The sequence below is a fragment of the Enterobacter sp. RIT637 genome, from assembly GCF_019718755.1.
Classification (GTDB): Bacteria; Pseudomonadota; Gammaproteobacteria; order Enterobacterales; family Enterobacteriaceae; genus Enterobacter.
Genome location: NZ_JAIHAZ010000020.1, coordinates 20,641 through 36,252, shown reverse-complemented (window position 1 = coordinate 36,252; position 15,612 = coordinate 20,641). Strand labels below are relative to the sequence as shown.

Below are 15,612 nucleotides of genomic sequence, written 5' to 3'. Positions count from 1 at the left end.
GTTAGCCCTCATTAATCAACTGGCGAACTGCTTGACTAACCATTGAGTCGACGCCCCATTTTTCGGTTTCGCAGACAAAAACAGATCCGTCCACGATACGCCCCATGAGTAAACCGTTCTCGACCCAACGTTTAATCGTTCGGTTATCAGGAACAGAGTCATCGGTGAACTCTCGGCGTCCCCATTGACTCGCTTTCATTAGCTTTGCCATGGTTTCCTTCTCCATAAAGCCCGGCTGCACCCGGGCTGAGTGGGTTACTCGTTGGTGCTGGTGGCAGGGATAAGTTTCTGCCAAATTGCTGACACGTATTTTGCCTGATGGCGCGCATCAGCCAGGGCATTATGCACATCGCCAATGAAAGGCATGTCACGCTTCGGATCGAAACCAACACTGCGACCGAGGGTGACAATCGTGCGTACATCATGATCGTTCCAAAATTCCCACGGGCAAATGCGATCGGCGCGTTCGTAAGCTCCGCGCAGAATCACATTGTCAAAGGTGGCCCCGTTGCCCCAGACCTTCATGTATTTGAGGTTATATGCATGCCGGTGAATGAAATGGCTAAGTTCCGACAGTGCATCAGTGATATGCATCGCGTCATCAACACAAATAGCTGAGCGTGCTTCCGGGCTTTGTTTTAGCCACCAAAGAATTGTATCTCCATCCGGTACCGCGCCTTGAGCCATTGCGCTTTCAAGCGAGACGGCTGTGTAGAATTCTTGGCCAAGTTCACCTGTTTGAGGGTTAAAAAAGACGGCACCAATTGAGACGATCGGCGCGTTAGGCTTTTTCCCCATTGATTCGAGGTCAATCATTAAGTCGTTCAATTGCTCTCTCCATTGTTGATTCTAGGCTTTTGATTCACTGGGAGGTTACTGTCGCTCGTGCGGCGTTGTCGCTGATGTGGCAATAATGAGACCCGTCAGGACGAGTGCAAATTGTTCCGCATCTATGACATGCCAATACTGCTTCCAGCTCCGCGATCCGCTGTTCTGCTTTTGTCAGCTGATCTAGAAGTTCTTCAGCTAACGTCACACGCATCACGACTTTCTGACAGTCGTGGCGTTTGGCTCTGGCGATTGTGCCGCGCAGAGTCGCATATCTTTTTGGGGTCATTGGACGGACTCCTGACGAAGATGGTTAATTTCGGCGTCAAGGCTCATTCGCTGGTCCATCGATTCCGTCAAGGCGGCAAATGTAACGTCCAAGCGAGTGGCTACCTCACGCATCAGGGAGGCTTCTGCTGGTGGCAATTTCCCGGCCGCAGCATGGGCTGCGGCTACCAGTTCTTTTATCTTCATGCGAGGCATGCGCGTAATTCCGTAAGCTCATTGAAACGGTTAATGAACAAGCCATATGCCTGGCCTGGGCGAAGAGGAACGATCTGGATAATGTCGCTGGCCGGAATACCTTCGAGGCAAGGCCAGAGTGAACCGTCGTCGATATCCAGATCGCGGCGTTCAGTGGCAAGCATCACCAGATCGGCATATTTCACTACCGCTGCCATATCAGAGGTAATGCTGAATTTGGCCCGGATCACCTGTTCTACCCGCTCTTCAATGCGACGGTAATCTGGAAGCAATGCTTTCAGGGGGGCAGGGATATCCTGGCAATAGGCTTCAGCTGCGTCATGCATCAGGGCTTCAAAGGCAAACTCTGGCGGCACAATTTGGCTGCACAGTACCGAGTGCTGGGCCACGCTGTAAAATTCCGGCAGATGACCACTGAAGCGGCAGATGTGGGAAAGTGCTGTCGCAATATCCTCGATCTCTATGTCGTCAGTGGTTGAATTGAGGTAATCGAATTTCTTACCTGAAAGTGTCTGGATATAACTCATCGTATTTTCTTCTCCATATTTGGCAGCTGCACCTGCGCCAGTTTTTGGTTGTACGAATCCCTCGCCATTGGCGATTAATAAAGGGAATTACGCTTCAATAAATCCCCGCGGCGCCGGGGATTTAATGCAGAGAAATTACGCTTTAAAGTTACCGATAAAGGTTTCAACCGGCTTGTCGGTGAACTTCTCGATCAGCAGGTCACGGAACTCGTTGGCGATAGCTTCTTCCTGGGCTTCCAGTTGAACGATGCGGAGTACAAACACCGGCTCCCCGCTTTTAAGTAGGCTGTTACGCAGGTTAAAGCGGCGTTCGCCCAGGCCTTCATATGGCACGCATTTGAACTCAAAGGCCACTGGCATGACGTCTTTACTGCTGGCTTCAACGCTCTGCATCAGGGACTTTTTGACGCCAAAATCTTCGTCTTCATGAGCTGATTCTGAGACTTGTTTAATGTTGACGCGGCGAACAGCACCAGCTGCCTGCGCGATGGACAACGCATTTCCGTCGGCATCAAATGCGGTCAGGAAGTCGGCCCAGTCCTCCAGCCATTCAGCAATTTCTTTCTGGCCCAGACGATCACCGTTCACCTGAAGCAGGGCTCTGAATGGTGCTGTCTTTTTGAGGGTGATTGAGGCGACGTTATCAGCATGGCCAGGGTTAGCCAGCGAACCGATGTTGAAGACAGAGCGTGCGGTCATGTTGTCAGCATCGATAAAGCAGCGCGCTGGTTCGGCTTCGTTGGCGTAGCCCGCGGCGTAACGCACAAAATCAGGAATACTGGTTGTGGTCATGGCGCCACGGAAGCGAAAACGCTCCAGCTCGAAACGCTCGAGGCTTTCTACGTGAACCCCTTCAGGAAGCAAGGCAGTCGGGCATGCCGTAACTTTTGCTGCTTCCAAGTGGTAACCGGAAAGAACCAGGTCTTTCACCTGCTGCAGTGCATTGCCGTCTAAAATCTGGGACATAAAATTTCCTTAATACGTGGTCAAAGGGATGTCAGTGATTTGTATGCTGCGGATCACTGTGCCGCTTTAAGCTTTCCGTCTACGCCGCCGTTGATCCCGAACAGCTGCCCCTGATCTTCCTGCAGGATGGTCAGCTTGCCGCCTTTGTTAACCCACATTGGTGTTTCGGTGGTGTCTTCTTCGGAGGCTTTACCGCGCGGGGTTGGGGTGACGTAGTTCAGTTTGTGCTTGATCTTGACGCGCTTCTCTTCGACGGAGTTCCCCATACGCTCAATATCAAAGGTGAGGACTACTTTGCCTTTGGTACCGTTGTTCAGAACGCCAAGCGCGGTAGTGTTTAAAGCTGCCGCGATCTTGTTCATGAACACGCCGGCATCCAGTTCGCCCAGGAAATCGGGCACTACGGTCATGCGGTCATTACTCATGGTTTAACCCTCTGTGAGGCGGCTGCCACCGCCAGTGGAACTTCTCCATACACAACAGAAAAGGGCACCTGCGCAGCACTGACGGCTGCAAACACCATTTCTGCGCCCGGGGGGATTGGGGAATGAGCCCGTCGCCCGGTGATGCCCTTGTCTCTTGTGTAAAAAAGGTGCCCACCGATGTGATGGGCAAAGACTACACACAGCAATGATTTTGTTGTGGCGGTGGTGCCTCCACCTGCCGGACCGGCCAGAACCGGCGACGCTACACCTCAAGAAACGTATTCATTTCAAAAGTTGAAATAAAAACTTGTTGGCCTCGTCACGTGCGCAGAGCCGCATTACCACAACTGGAAGCGCACTCTTTCGGTAACAAACCTGCCCCCGCAGTGAAAGAGAGAAGGAGAGCGCTTTCACGTTGTGCCCTTAAAAAGCTGGCTGTCACCCTCAAGGGGAAAGTGAGCAGCCAGAACAGGGATCACGTCTTATTGCTTTGGCCTGCTTTTAACCACATCAGGCGCGGTGGTTTGGTGTCGACAGAAAAAAAATCTAACTTAACTTAGTTTATTGGTCAAGCGAAAACATCAAACTAAACTTAGCTTGATGCTTAGAGGAAGAATGGGAAGGGATTAGAGTTCGTACTGAACGCCTTTGACAACGCCAATAATGAGGCAGTTACCATTGATCGGGATGTTGGGGTAGCGAGGATTTAGTGGGACTAAAAATTTTTGTGGGCCATCAATGACAAGTTTTTTAACAGTCGCTTCGTTTGTGCCATCAATACGCGCAACAACTATCTTGCCATGAAGGGGTTCGGCATCTGGATCAACAATAACGGTTGCCCCTTCAGGGATTGTTGGGAGGCCATTTGGATTGGTCATTGAATCCCCTTTGACCTCTAAAGCGAACGAGCTATCCCCTATGCGGAGTGATGTTTCAACCCATTTATCGACATCACTGAATAAATTAGCGGCTTTACATTCCGTAAACTGCCCAGCTTGAACCCAGGAAATCACGGGCACACGCCTCATTTTAGTTATGAGGGTACCTTCAAATTCAGTGCCGTAAAGAATGTAATCTATTGATGTATTGAAGAATTTAGCCAGCTTAACCAGCGATTCTCCGTTTGGGATATTCACATCCTTTTCCCAATAACCCACCGCTACGTCACTAACCCCGCAGAACTTACCCAGTTCTTTTTGAGAGGTTTTTGTAACCCTGCGTAGGGCTTTAATGCGCTGACCAACCGTTTCCATGAAAGCACCAAATTTAAAAAAGACTAAGTAATCTTAGTTTTTATTGACCAAAGTTAGATTGGTTATTAGTATCTAACCAAACTTAGCTAAGGAGGCTTCATGACAACCGACGAGATTGAACAACATTTCGGCAGCACTGAGAAAGTTGCCGAATTTTTTGGCATCACCAGTGAGGCCGTTTACCAGTGGCGTAATCGCCCCGGACGCTTAATCCCAAAAGGACGAGCTGCTGAAGCTGCGTATCGAACTGCTGGTGAACTGGAATTCAACCCAGAACGTTATGGCAAGAATACATCGCCTAACGATCAGAAATAACCACAGAAGGGAGAACCTAGCCGTGGGTATAGAACCTGAATGGAAAGTAGATAAGCAGCCAGCCTGGCTGGTGGCCGCAATCAAAAAAACGATAACCGAACTGCCTGGTGGGTATTCCGAAGCAGCTGAGTGGTTGGGTGTGACCGAGAACGCGCTGTTTAACCGGCTGCGTACCGATGGCGATCAGATCTTCCCGCTCGGTTGGGCAATGGTGCTTCAACGTGCTGGTGGTTCAAACCACATAGCGAACGCTATTGCACGTCACTCGAACGGTGTTTTCGTGCCATTGGCTGACGTTGAAGAAATAGAGAACGGTGACATCAACCAGCGTCTTATGGAGTCCGTGGAGTGGATCGGCAAGCATTCGCAATACGTTCGTAAAGCTACCGCTGACGGCGTTATTGATGCTCAGGAACGCGCCCAGATTGAAGAGAACAGCTATCAGGTGATGGCTAAGTGGCAGGAACATTTGACGCTGCTTTTCCGTGTGTTTTGTGCGCCGGAAAAGAGTGACGCCCGCGAGTGTGCAGCTCCGGGCGTCGTGGCAGACAAATCTTGTATGGAGAAGTAATCCGCATGACCAGTTTAACGGCTTTTAACCGTTTGCCGCAACTCAGGATGATCCCGGTACCGGGCGCTCCGTTGTTTCGGTATGAACGCAGAATAGCAAACCGCTGGGTGCCATGTAACCACAGTCGGGCGGTCGCAATTGTGGGGGTTTACTACAGGAAGGCGAAACGCTTATGCGCGAAGTTAACCGAAGGTTCAAAGACCACAGAGGGATCCCCGTTCGGGTTATCAGGTGGGAGCCTGAGACTCAACGAGTTATCTACCTGCGGGATGGTTACAACCACGAATGTTTCAGCCCGCTCGAACAATTCAAGCGCAAGTTTACCGAGTTAAAGGACGACCATGAGCACTAAATTAACAGGTTACGTTTGGGACGCTTGTGCCGCTTCTGGCATGAAGCTGTCCAGCGTTGCCATCATGGCGCGTCTGGCAGACTTCAGCAGTGATGAGGGGGTAAGCTGGCCTTCCATCGCTACCATCGCGCGCCAGATTGGTGCCGGTGAGAGCACGGTTCGCACAGCCATATCACAACTGGAAAAAGACGGGTGGTTAACCCGCCAGCAGCGCCGTAAAGGCAACCGCAATGCATCGAACGTTTACCAGCTCAATGTTGCGAAATTACAGGCTGCTGCCTTTTCTCACCTGTCAGATTCTGACGCGTCAAAATCTGATGCCTCAAAAACCGACGCGTCAAAATCTGAGGCATCAAAAAACGATGAAAAAGACGGTTTTCACCCGTCAGAATCTGGGGGGGATCCGTCAGTAAATACAACTACTGATCCATCAGATAAAAAACATTCTTGTCCGGTTGCTGCGCAACCCGACCCTGCGGTGGTTATCACCGATCAGGCGAAGCAGGTTTTATCACATCTGAACAAGACCACCGGATCACGGTATCAGGTCTGCAAATCATCCTTGGAAAACATCCGGGCTCGCCTGGCTGATGGGTTTACGCCCGATGAGCTGCTGTTGGTGGTGGATTACAGCGTCGAGAAGTGGGGCGAGGATCTGAAAATGGCCGAATATCTGCGCCCAACAACGCTGTTTCTGCCATCAAAATTCCCAGGTTACCTGCAATCCGCAAATAAGTGGAACGCAGCAGGACGTCCAGAACGACAGTACTGGGGCTCAATCCGTAAGCATGATCCGATGAAATTTGGTGGACCAGATAAAGCAATTCCAGCTGGCTTCAGGGGAGCGAAATGATGAGCATGAATGCTGATAACAAATATTGCCGCGCGCTGGCTCAACTGCGCTCTAAACCAACCCACGAGTTGAAAGAGGTCGGCGATCAATGGCGCACTCCGGATCTGTTGTTCTGGGGTATCAATGCGATGTTCGGCCCTCTGGTATTGGACCTTTTTGCCGACGACAGCAACGCGAAGTGCCCAGCATGGTACACGGCTGAAGATAATGCCCTGACACAGGATTGGTCAGAGCGTCTGGCAGAACTCGGCGGTGCCGGGTTTGGCAACCCGCCTTACAGCCGCTCTCAGTACCACGACAAGCAGGCCGTCACCGGAATGACCCACATCATTAACCACGCTATGGCTATGCGAGAAAAGGGTGGTCGGTACGTTTTTCTCATTAAGTCTGCGACGAGTGAAACGTGGTGGCCGGAAGAGGCAGATCACTTCACATTCATCCGTGGCCGAATTGGTTTCGATCTTCCTACATGGTTCGTGCCGAAAGACGAAAAACAGCAGCCCACCAGCGCATTTTTTGCTGGCGCTATCGTGGTCTTCGACAAAACATGGCGGGGTGAGCGTTTCAGTTACATCAACCGTACCGACCTGGAGGCCAAAGGCCGTGCTTCGATGTTGCTGGCCCAGTTTGCAGTGGGAAGAACGCAAACTGATGCGGCGCCGGAGCTTGATGCTGAGGTAGTGCCGGAGAAATCAGAGGCAGAACTGCCATTAACCCAAAAAGCCATTCTGGAAACCAGTGGTGTTGAGGCTTGGGCCTGTGTTGTCGCGGCGTTCGGCGAGAAAGATGAGTACACCTTCAGCGAGTCAAAGTTTGGTCATACCTGGGCTGCCGACTCTTTGGAAAACCCTGAATTTACCAATGTTTCACCGCTGACGATCGACAGAGCGAAAAAGCTGATCAGCGAGAGCATCCTGGTGGGTGTTAATGCATGGCTGGAAACATTGCGCTTTGATAGCGATGACGTGAAACAAGACATGTCAGAGCGGTTACGCACGGTTGCCGTTGAGTCTGCGAAAGAATACGGCATTAACCACATTGAATTCATCGCGACCATGGAAAGCCTGGATAAAGCCAAATGGTCAAATATTCGGGGGATCCGCGCCCATGTCCGTGAGACGCAGGAATCAAATGACAAGGCGTTAAACGAATCGCGCGTTTGGCCTCTTGAGGTTGGGCTGGTGTTTAACCAGATTGAAGGGGCTGACGCTCTACCTGTTTCACAACAGAACAAGCTGAAAGCCAATATCAACCAGCTGTGGCTCGAACGTATGCCGACGAGTGAGATTATCACGACCGCTGGTGGTCTCTTCAACAGCATGCAGGGGACCGTAAATGCGTGAATTTATCGTTGATAACTTTCTGGTGGGGCTGGAAAGGCAAATCTTCCTGAATTATGTGCAAATCAAAAGGCGGGTGCAGCCGCCTGATATGGAGAAAAAGCATGAATCAGTTAACCGCAAAGGGTGTTGTGACAATGTCCAGCCGTGAAATTGCTAGGCTGGTGCAGAGCAAGCATGGTGATGTAAAGCGCTCAGCTGAGCGCCTTGCATCTGCTGGTATTTTAACCGCGCCGTTGGCGCACACCCCCTACACACACCCGCAAAACGGGCAAACCTACGAGGAGTATTGGTTCAACAAACGTGATTCTCTGGTGATCGTCGCCCGGCTGTCGCCAGAATTTACCGCCGCTGTTGTCGATCGCTGGCAAGAGCTGGAGAACAGTCAGGCCGTAAGTGTCCCGCAAACATTGCCGGAGGCATTACGTCTCGCCGCGGATCTGGCCGAGCAGAAAGAACAACTGGCCCAGCAGTTAGCCGCTGCCGCGCCGAAAGTTGAGTTTGTCGATCGGTATTGTACTGCTAATGGCTCAATGTCTTTCCGCCAGGTGGCAAAGCTGTTGCAGGCCAAAGAGAACGATTTCCGCTTGTTCCTCATTGAGAGCGACATTATGTACCGGCTCGGCGGAGTGCTGACACCGCGGCACCAGCACATTGCCGCCGGGCGGTTTGAAGTTAAAACTGGCACTTCGAGCGAAAATAACTACGCCTTTAGCCAGGCACGTTTTACACCCAAAGGCATCGAGTGGATCGGTGGCCTGTGGACGGCACACATCGCTAAGGGGCATGCCGCGTGAGAGGACTGTTTACAGCCGAGACTGTTCCGCGCCTGGGGCTTGTGGTGTTAAAGCCGGGTAGCGAACTGATGTCTCTGTTTCAACAGGGGCGTGTGCTGGTGGAGCCTCAGCCAAAAAGCATGGCTGGACTTCCGTCGGGGCTCGTCCCTGATACCAGGCAGCAGCTGGCAGAAGATGAATCCCTCGAGGGATTCTTCACCGACGAGAGAGTTATCCGTGCAGCAGGCGGTTTGAACGCGTTGGAATCTTGGTTAGAGCGTAACGTGAAGGAATGCCAGTACCCGCACACTGATTATCACCATCATGAGCTGGTAACGATGCGACATCCCCCTGGATCAATGTTGCTCTGTTGGCATTGCGATAACCAGCTGCGCGATCAAACCACCCCGGCGATGGCAGAACTGGCCCGGCGTAATCTCATTAACTGGCTGATCAGTTCCATCCTGTCATCGCTTGGCTATAACAACGAGCGTGAATTATCCCTCGGTGAATTGTGCTGGTGGGCCGTTTATTCAGGCATTGCTGATGCAATCACGGAAAGGATGGCCCTGCGTGCGCTTCGCTTACCGGACGAGCCGTTTTTATCCGTATATCGAGAAAGTGACATTGTGCCGATGCCCCCTGCAAAAAGTATTTTGCAGAAGAAGGTCACCCCTGCGGTCACGGCTGCGAAATTAAAGCATGGAGCAAATCAGGAAGTGGCCTATGACCAGCCAAAGGTTCTGGCTCTGCATGCGGATCCTGAATCTCCTGAATCATTCATGTTGCGCCCAAAACACCGCCGGTGGGTGAATGAGGACTATACCCGGTGGGTTAAAACCCAGCCCTGTGAAGGTTGCCGGCGGCCAGCGGATGATCCACACCATGTCATTGGTCACGGCATGGGCGGTACCGCCACTAAAGCCCACGATTTGTTCGTGATCCCTCTGTGCAGAGAGTGTCACGACAAATTACATGCTGATGTTGCAGCGTTCGAGAAAAAACACGGTACCCAGCTGGAGCTGCTATTCCAGTTTATGAATCGAGCGCTGGCGATCGGCGTAATAACAAAAGCGTAATTGTATGGAGCGCTGAGCATAATGAATTTACAAGAACTGGAATTTACTCGGATTGAACTGCGCCGCGCGCTGGCGGATTTATCAGGATCGACAAAAGGACAGCTGCAGGCGTTTCGTGAGCATCCACCAGCAGATAAGAACAAATACCCCCGGCACCATCCTGAAATCGTCATGGAGGGTGGGGAAGGTTGTGGGTCAAAGGTTATAAAAACGCTGGCCACTCCACTATATGTTCTTGAGACAAGGAGCCGTCGTCGACCTTTACCGCCTATTAAGGATACGGAGTTCGCTTGTTCAGCATGGCGTCGGTCGGTAAATGGTCTGGGTGAGCATTTGCAGGCATGGGTGCGGTACTGCTATGGGTATGACCTGACCTTCCGGTACCAGACGTTAATGTGCCAGTACGTGTGGGAACAGTTTCAGCGTCAGCACAGCAGCAAAAAAATACAGGGCCGTGTCACTAAAAAACTGATAGGGCTTGTCTGGCTGGCGGCGCAAGAAGTTGCTGCCTCGCGTAATAACGATACCTATCAGGAGTATGCTGGTGCAGCTCTGGCGCGCATGGTCAGCGTTGAGCGTTCCACCTGGCTCAGAGTGTATTCAGGCCACTGGGCGGCTTTCAAAGCGTCGTTTGCTGAAATGGACAGCCAGGCACTAAGCGAAATTTTGACACGATACGAAGAGTACCAAGAACTGAAAGTGGCGGAAATGTGAGGTAACTTTCACTAACTCCATCAATTAGGCTTGCAAAATGCAACAAAATGAGCGATATTTGATTCTAATTTGATACATTGCCAAAGTTATAATGACCCGCTGTGTGGCGGGTTTTTGTTATGATAGTCCGTCAAAAAAAGGGGGCTATATGTGGCAAGGTATACCATTTAAATTCATGCACAGTGATTTACTGGAGTCTTCTAATTTAATTATTAAAAAAATTCCTCATATTTTTGTTGAAACATCGCCAGATTATATTGGGGCATTAGCTACTGCTACTGGAACTTTGGTTGCCGGTTGTTTATCTGCTTTCGTAGCTTGGTATGCTATTAAAGCTAACAGAAAACAAATGCTGCAACAGCAGATGATAATCGATAAGCAAACATTCACTAATGAACTAAGAACCAGAATGTCTACGTTTCTAGCTGATGTGGAAAAATTGTCATTAATGCTAAAGCCAGACATTTATGGGCGTAAGCTATCGATGTCTAATATGAATTACGAAAGCAGGGTGAGCCTTGATAAAGTGGCGTATGACCTTGATTTGTCTCGTTATCATTTATTGCTAATGATTGATGAGAAATCACAGTTTGCTAAAATGAGAAATCTTATCGATAAGATTACTGAAGATATAGGGTTGTCGGTAAGAAATGTCGAATATTACGATACTGATGATGTTATCAAGGAGCTAATTAAAGCAACTGTAAGTTGTATTGATTCAGAATGGAAGTTAGTGACCAAACTAACGAAATAATAAACACTCCTCAACCATGAGGTGTTCTTGCTGTGAAATGGGCGGCTGGTGGGTGTTGTCGCACCCAACCAGCCATTAGCTCATGCTTTCAGGTCACAAGCTAACCAAGGCCCACTGCTTTAGCGCAAAAGCATTGTGAGCCTATCAGAGTTACGCTTACGGATCTATGAAAAATACTGTAAATATAAACAGTGTTGAGCTTATCAACGCTGACTGCCTGCATTACCTCGCAACCCTCCCAGATAACACCATTGACCTTATTGTTACGGATCCGCCTTACTTTAAGGTGAAGCCGAACGGCTGGGATAATCAGTGGAACGGTGACGCCGACTATCTTCGCTGGCTTGATATGTGTCTTGCCGAGTTCTGGCGAGTGCTGAAGCCTGCCGGTAGCCTGTATATGTTTTCAGGCCACCGACTTGCATCCGATATTGAGATCATGATGCGTGAACGCTTCAACGTCATGAACCACATTATCTGGGCGAAACCAGCGGGACCTTGGAAGGGATGCAACAAGGAAAGTCTTCGCTCTTACTTCCCCGCAACGGAACGCATCCTTTTCGCTGAGCACTATCAGGGGCCATATAAGCCGAAAAGCGACGGGTTTGCTGAGAAAAGCAACGAGGTCAAACAGCACGTCATGGCTCCGTTAATCACCTACTTTCGAGATGCAAGAGCTGAACTGGGTGTCTCGTCCAGGCAGATAGCTGACGCCATCGGAAAGAAAAATATGGCGTCTCACTGGTTCGGTACCAGTCAGTGGCAACTACCAAACGAGCAGGATTACGAAAAGCTGCAGGAATTGTTCACTCAGATCGCCATTGAGAAGCACCGCGCCTCTGAACTCGAAGCACCGCATCACCAGCTGGTGGCCACATGGCATTCGTTGAACCGGAAATACCTTGATCTGCTGGAAGAGTACAAATCTCTTCGGCGGCATTTCTCTGTGACAGTAACCGTGCCCTATACAGACGTCTGGACACATAAACCCGTCCAGTTCTATCCAGGCAAACACCCGTGCGAAAAGCCCGCTGATATGTTGCGGCAAATCATCAACGCCAGCAGCAGGCCCGGCGATGTGGTAGCTGATTTCTTTATGGGCTCGGGATCAACTGTTAAAGCAGCCATAGAACTAGGCCGCCAGGCTATCGGTGTAGAACTGGAAGAGGAACGTTTCAACCAGACGGTAAGTGAGGTAAGGCAGCTGACAGGGGAATAAAAGCTTGGGTCGCTATCGCGGCCCTTTTTATTACCTCAACAGGACACCCGCAACGTAGCGAGGTGAGAGCATGTATCGAATGGAAAAAATCACGACGGGTATTGCATACGGCGCATCGGGAGGGGGGACCGGGTACTGGTTGCTTCAGCTCCTCGATAAAGTCTCCCCATCTCAATGGGCGGCCATTGGTGTGCTCGGTAGCCTCATGTTTGGTTTGCTGACGTGGTTAACAAGTCTGTACTTCCAAATCAAAGCGGATCGCCGCAAAGCTGCGCGGGGTGAATAATGTCGAATAAGTCTAAGCTCAGCGCTGCAGTGCTGGCGCTAATCGCGTCAGGTGCATCTGCTCCACTCATTTTCGACCAATTCATCAGCGAGAAAGAAGGTAATGCGCTGGTGGCCGTTGTTGATCCGGGTGGTGTCTGGTCTTTATGTCACGGCGTGACCGTTATCGATGGCAGGCGTGTTGTTAAAGGCATGACGGTCACTGAGGAACAATGCCGTAAGGTTAACGCTATTGAACGCGATAAGGCATTAGCCTGGGTTGATCGCAATATCAAAGTGCCTCTGACAGAGCCACAGAAGGTGGGTATCGCATCCTTCTGCCCGTATAATATCGGCCCCGGTAAATGCTTCCCATCGACCTTCTATAAGCGCATCAACGCAGGTGACCGCATCGGTGCATGCGAGGCAATCCGCTGGTGGATTAAGGACGGTGGACGTGATTGCCGTATGACTAAAGGCCAGAAGAATGGCTGCTATGGTCAGGTTGAGCGGCGTGATCAGGAAAGCGCGCTGGCCTGCTGGGGGCTGGATCAATGAAAATTAATCCACTGTTCATCGCTGTTGTAGTCATTTCCGGGCTGGCTATTGCACTCGTAAAAAGTTGCGCTGAAGTAAGTAATATCCAGAGCGATAATGCTGTACTGCGCAGTGACAACAACTTGCAGAATCAGGTGATTGCCACTCAGGCTTTCAACTTCAATCGGTTTAATCAGGTTGCAGAACATGCCAACAGGCTTAACTCCCTGATCGACACCAGCACCGAAGAAACCGTAATCGAATACCGGGAGATACTCCGCCGTGAAAAAACCTGTGATCTGCCTGTTCCTGCTGACATTGCTGGTGGGCTGCTCGAACACGCGTACCGTTTACGTTCCAGCGCAATGCACACCGATACCGAGGGAACTGACGGAGTCCATGATCGTTCCGCTACCACCAGTTCAATGACGTATTGCCAGGCTGTTTTGTGGATTAAGCCTCTGTTGGCCGTTATTGAGAAGGGAAACAATAACTTCTCTGGCATAAGGCAGATCGAGCAGGAAAGAAAAAACTAGGGATGGCTCGTCCTTGAGCACACGGGTATTTCTGAACGACGGCTTTACCTGACATAGCAAAGCACCATTAAATTGTAGAAAAGTCTCGATATTTAACAAGCGAAGCACCGAATTGAAAAAAAATGCCCTCACAGGGAGGGCTACCAGAGTCTCAGTTTCACATGCTCTTTTTATGGATTTTTCCCGGAAGTTGGCATTCCCCGCATCAGAGTCTTAGTTATCCTGGCATCCAGCCAGAGATCAACAAGCGTAAGCGGAAAGAATTAAGATTTTACTTAGGCAGAAAGGTGGGGGTGGGGGGCCAAATTACCTATTGGTGTACGATATAGACGTTATGGATTGCCAGACGAAGAATACATCCTGGCGCATAACAAAGTGTGGCAGGCGAACTGCCAAAAAGTAACCAAACAAGCTAATTAGGAAGATCTGTTAAGTTAGAAACGAAGCGGCCTCTGATTCCAGAAGCCAGCTTCATAGTAATGTTTTACATACGACCTTTTTTTATACCTTCAACCAATGACCGCGCAATCCGTTGAGCATCGTTTTGTATCAATGCTGCTTGGGTTTGATCGGAAACTGCAATTTCGTGGATTGGGTTCATGGAGACTTCTTTGACATAAAGGTTTATTTGCTCATCACTAGCAGTTTTGAGTATTGACGTAATGATGGTTTTCAGAGCGGCAACTTCAGATTGAAGTTGTTTTATTGCATTGTCATTGTTCATATTCGTCCTTATGTTTGTGAGTTTGAACATATAGCATACAAATTTTAGCATATTAAACACATCAAAAAAATTAGTCTGTTATGTCAGCCGCACAAGTTTTTTCAGTAACGCTTAAAAAGCGAGTTTGTCGGTGTTCTTTAAGCGTATAAATCTCATCGATTGATATAACGTAACTGATCCCTATATACGATAAGCTGGAGGAGTGTATTCATTGAGTTATCTCAAAACGTATATGGACTTTTGTCAGCAAGTAGATAATAAAAGCCCTTGTAGCAAGGGCTTAAATTATGTCATCTTAAATACCATGAGGTGCGAGGCTTAAAATTGCTGCTATTTCTTCTTCATTGAGTTTGAAGTTTCGATTAGGTGCACCGAATTTTTTATACTCCATCAGCATTTTTGAGTAGCCATCAACAGTTTCTGAGTGGGTATTTTCAATTGGTTCTTTCTGTTCAACATATCGATCGAATTTAAGAAATGCTTCTAAAATAGAAAAGTACTGCGCTTCATTATTACCATCGAATCCAGGAATTTGAATGTTTTTATCAATTACTCTTAATTCAAATTTCTCTACGAAATTCTTTTGCGTATCCTCTGGTAATTTACGAATAGCAGCAGATAAACCTCGATACATATTCAAGATATCCACCACAAAGTCACGATCTTTCTTCGAGGCTTCTTCTACGTTAAAAATTGAGTATTTAGCGTCTAGGATCCACGAGTTTCCTGTGGTGATCGCATATTTTACTAGGTCAGTATCAATTTCAGTTTCAACCCCGAGGTGATTGGCAATGTCACAAAGTAGGATTGTGTCAATTTTGTTTCTAATGTCCATACGCTTTACCTTTGGTTTTGGGTAGTGGTAGAGATTGCATGGTTACTATAGCTATTTGATTTACCTTGGTCATTACCCACACAGGAAGAGTTTTAATTAAATTACTCACGTTTTACGGGTCCTCCCAGATGGGCGGGGCTGCCACGGGGCGGCGCGCTCGCGGGAAACGGCTAGTTTTTCGGATCCAGGGTCATCATCATCATGTTCGCAGGTCTTTGATTTAATTAGAGGCCATTTTCGCTAGATGTCGAATCGTTCAAA

General features: G+C 49.3%; 23 protein-coding genes. 14 read left to right on the top strand and 9 right to left on the bottom strand.

Annotated elements, in window-relative coordinates; translation table 11 throughout:
• Position 1: 1 nt before the first annotated feature.
• From K5E19_RS20895 to K5E19_RS20870, 7 genes are all read right to left on the bottom strand, one after another.
• Positions 2-211, bottom strand: a complete 210-nt coding sequence (locus tag K5E19_RS20895; RefSeq protein ID WP_047055370.1) for a hypothetical protein — start codon at positions 209-211, stop codon at positions 2-4.
• Between the two features lie 44 nt (positions 212-255).
• Positions 256-828, bottom strand: a complete 573-nt coding sequence (locus K5E19_RS20890; RefSeq protein WP_221552871.1) for a 3'-5' exonuclease — start codon at positions 826-828, stop codon at positions 256-258.
• Between the two features lie 285 nt (positions 829-1,113).
• Complete coding sequence (locus K5E19_RS24270; RefSeq protein WP_016247400.1) at positions 1,114-1,311, bottom strand: hypothetical protein; 198 nt, start codon at positions 1,309-1,311, stop codon at positions 1,114-1,116.
• Complete coding sequence (locus tag K5E19_RS20885) at positions 1,299-1,838, bottom strand: HD family hydrolase (protein ID WP_221552870.1); 540 nt, start codon at positions 1,836-1,838, stop codon at positions 1,299-1,301. The genes K5E19_RS24270 and K5E19_RS20885 overlap by 13 nt, the downstream gene beginning before the upstream one ends.
• 135 nt (positions 1,839-1,973) lie before the next feature.
• On the bottom strand, positions 1,974-2,804 hold the full coding sequence (locus tag K5E19_RS20880; protein ID WP_221552869.1) for a YfdQ family protein: 831 nt from the start codon (positions 2,802-2,804) through the stop codon (positions 1,974-1,976).
• A gap of 53 nt (positions 2,805-2,857) precedes the next feature.
• Entirely contained in the window at positions 2,858-3,229 is a 372-nt protein-coding gene (locus K5E19_RS20875; RefSeq protein ID WP_016247397.1) for a hypothetical protein, read from the bottom strand.
• 626 nt (positions 3,230-3,855) lie between these two features.
• A complete protein-coding gene (locus K5E19_RS20870; RefSeq protein ID WP_221552868.1) occupies positions 3,856-4,482 on the bottom strand; it encodes a LexA family transcriptional regulator in 627 nt (208 codons plus the stop codon).
• A gap of 99 nt (positions 4,483-4,581) precedes the next feature.
• Between K5E19_RS20870 and K5E19_RS20865 the strand changes: the two genes are divergently transcribed.
• The 14 genes from K5E19_RS20865 (at position 4,582) to K5E19_RS20800 (ending at position 13,792) form a co-directional block, all read left to right on the top strand.
• Positions 4,582-4,797, top strand: a complete 216-nt coding sequence (locus K5E19_RS20865; protein ID WP_001515606.1) for a Cro/CI family transcriptional regulator — start codon at positions 4,582-4,584, stop codon at positions 4,795-4,797.
• A 22-nt stretch (positions 4,798-4,819) separates the two neighbouring features.
• On the top strand, positions 4,820-5,368 hold the full coding sequence (locus tag K5E19_RS20860) for a YmfL family putative regulatory protein (protein WP_020690686.1): 549 nt from the start codon (positions 4,820-4,822) through the stop codon (positions 5,366-5,368).
• Between the two features lie 172 nt (positions 5,369-5,540).
• Positions 5,541-5,720 carry a DUF4222 domain-containing protein gene (locus K5E19_RS20855; protein ID WP_020690687.1) on the top strand — a complete coding sequence of 60 codons (180 nt, stop codon included), beginning with the start codon at positions 5,541-5,543 and terminating at the stop codon, positions 5,718-5,720.
• A complete protein-coding gene (locus K5E19_RS20850; protein WP_221552867.1) occupies positions 5,710-6,573 on the top strand; it encodes a conserved phage C-terminal domain-containing protein in 864 nt (287 codons plus the stop codon). Before K5E19_RS20855 ends, K5E19_RS20850 begins: the two co-directional genes overlap by 11 nt.
• Complete coding sequence (locus tag K5E19_RS20845; RefSeq protein WP_260411887.1) at positions 6,570-7,916, top strand: phage N-6-adenine-methyltransferase; 1,347 nt, start codon at positions 6,570-6,572, stop codon at positions 7,914-7,916. Before K5E19_RS20850 ends, K5E19_RS20845 begins: the two co-directional genes overlap by 4 nt.
• Complete coding sequence (locus K5E19_RS20840) at positions 7,909-8,064, top strand: hypothetical protein (RefSeq protein ID WP_221552866.1); 156 nt, start codon at positions 7,909-7,911, stop codon at positions 8,062-8,064. The genes K5E19_RS20845 and K5E19_RS20840 overlap by 8 nt, the downstream gene beginning before the upstream one ends.
• The gene (locus K5E19_RS20835) at positions 8,018-8,710 is read left to right on the top strand and encodes a phage antirepressor KilAC domain-containing protein (protein WP_221552865.1); all 693 of its coding nucleotides are present in this window, start codon (positions 8,018-8,020) and stop codon (positions 8,708-8,710) included. The genes K5E19_RS20840 and K5E19_RS20835 overlap by 47 nt, the downstream gene beginning before the upstream one ends.
• Positions 8,707-9,768, top strand: coding sequence for a DUF968 domain-containing protein (locus tag K5E19_RS20830; RefSeq protein ID WP_221552864.1), 1,062 nt, complete (start codon positions 8,707-8,709; stop codon positions 9,766-9,768). Before K5E19_RS20835 ends, K5E19_RS20830 begins: the two co-directional genes overlap by 4 nt.
• A gap of 21 nt (positions 9,769-9,789) precedes the next feature.
• Positions 9,790-10,482, top strand: a complete 693-nt coding sequence (locus tag K5E19_RS20825; protein WP_221552862.1) for a bacteriophage antitermination protein Q — start codon at positions 9,790-9,792, stop codon at positions 10,480-10,482.
• 148 nt (positions 10,483-10,630) lie between these two features.
• Positions 10,631-11,236, top strand: coding sequence for a hypothetical protein (locus K5E19_RS20820; protein WP_221552860.1), 606 nt, complete (start codon positions 10,631-10,633; stop codon positions 11,234-11,236).
• Positions 11,237-11,402: 166 nt separating this feature from the next.
• Positions 11,403-12,455, top strand: a complete 1,053-nt coding sequence (locus K5E19_RS20815; RefSeq protein WP_221552859.1) for a site-specific DNA-methyltransferase — start codon at positions 11,403-11,405, stop codon at positions 12,453-12,455.
• Positions 12,456-12,525: 70 nt separating this feature from the next.
• Positions 12,526-12,741, top strand: a complete 216-nt coding sequence (locus tag K5E19_RS20810) for a class II holin family protein (protein ID WP_000286102.1) — start codon at positions 12,526-12,528, stop codon at positions 12,739-12,741.
• Entirely contained in the window at positions 12,741-13,277 is a 537-nt protein-coding gene (locus tag K5E19_RS20805) for a lysozyme (RefSeq protein WP_221552858.1), read from the top strand. The genes K5E19_RS20810 and K5E19_RS20805 overlap by 1 nt, the downstream gene beginning before the upstream one ends.
• Positions 13,274-13,792 carry a hypothetical protein gene (locus tag K5E19_RS20800; RefSeq protein WP_221552857.1) on the top strand — a complete coding sequence of 173 codons (519 nt, stop codon included), beginning with the start codon at positions 13,274-13,276 and terminating at the stop codon, positions 13,790-13,792. Before K5E19_RS20805 ends, K5E19_RS20800 begins: the two co-directional genes overlap by 4 nt.
• Positions 13,793-14,276: 484 nt before the next feature.
• On the opposite strand, the gene K5E19_RS20795 is transcribed toward K5E19_RS20800, so the two are convergent.
• Together K5E19_RS20795 and K5E19_RS20790 are read right to left on the bottom strand one after the other, a co-directional pair.
• Positions 14,277-14,516 carry a hypothetical protein gene (locus tag K5E19_RS20795; RefSeq protein ID WP_221552856.1) on the bottom strand — a complete coding sequence of 80 codons (240 nt, stop codon included), beginning with the start codon at positions 14,514-14,516 and terminating at the stop codon, positions 14,277-14,279.
• Positions 14,517-14,811: 295 nt separating this feature from the next.
• Complete coding sequence (locus K5E19_RS20790) at positions 14,812-15,351, bottom strand: YfbU family protein (protein ID WP_221552855.1); 540 nt, start codon at positions 15,349-15,351, stop codon at positions 14,812-14,814.
• Positions 15,352-15,612: the final 261 nt, after the last annotated feature.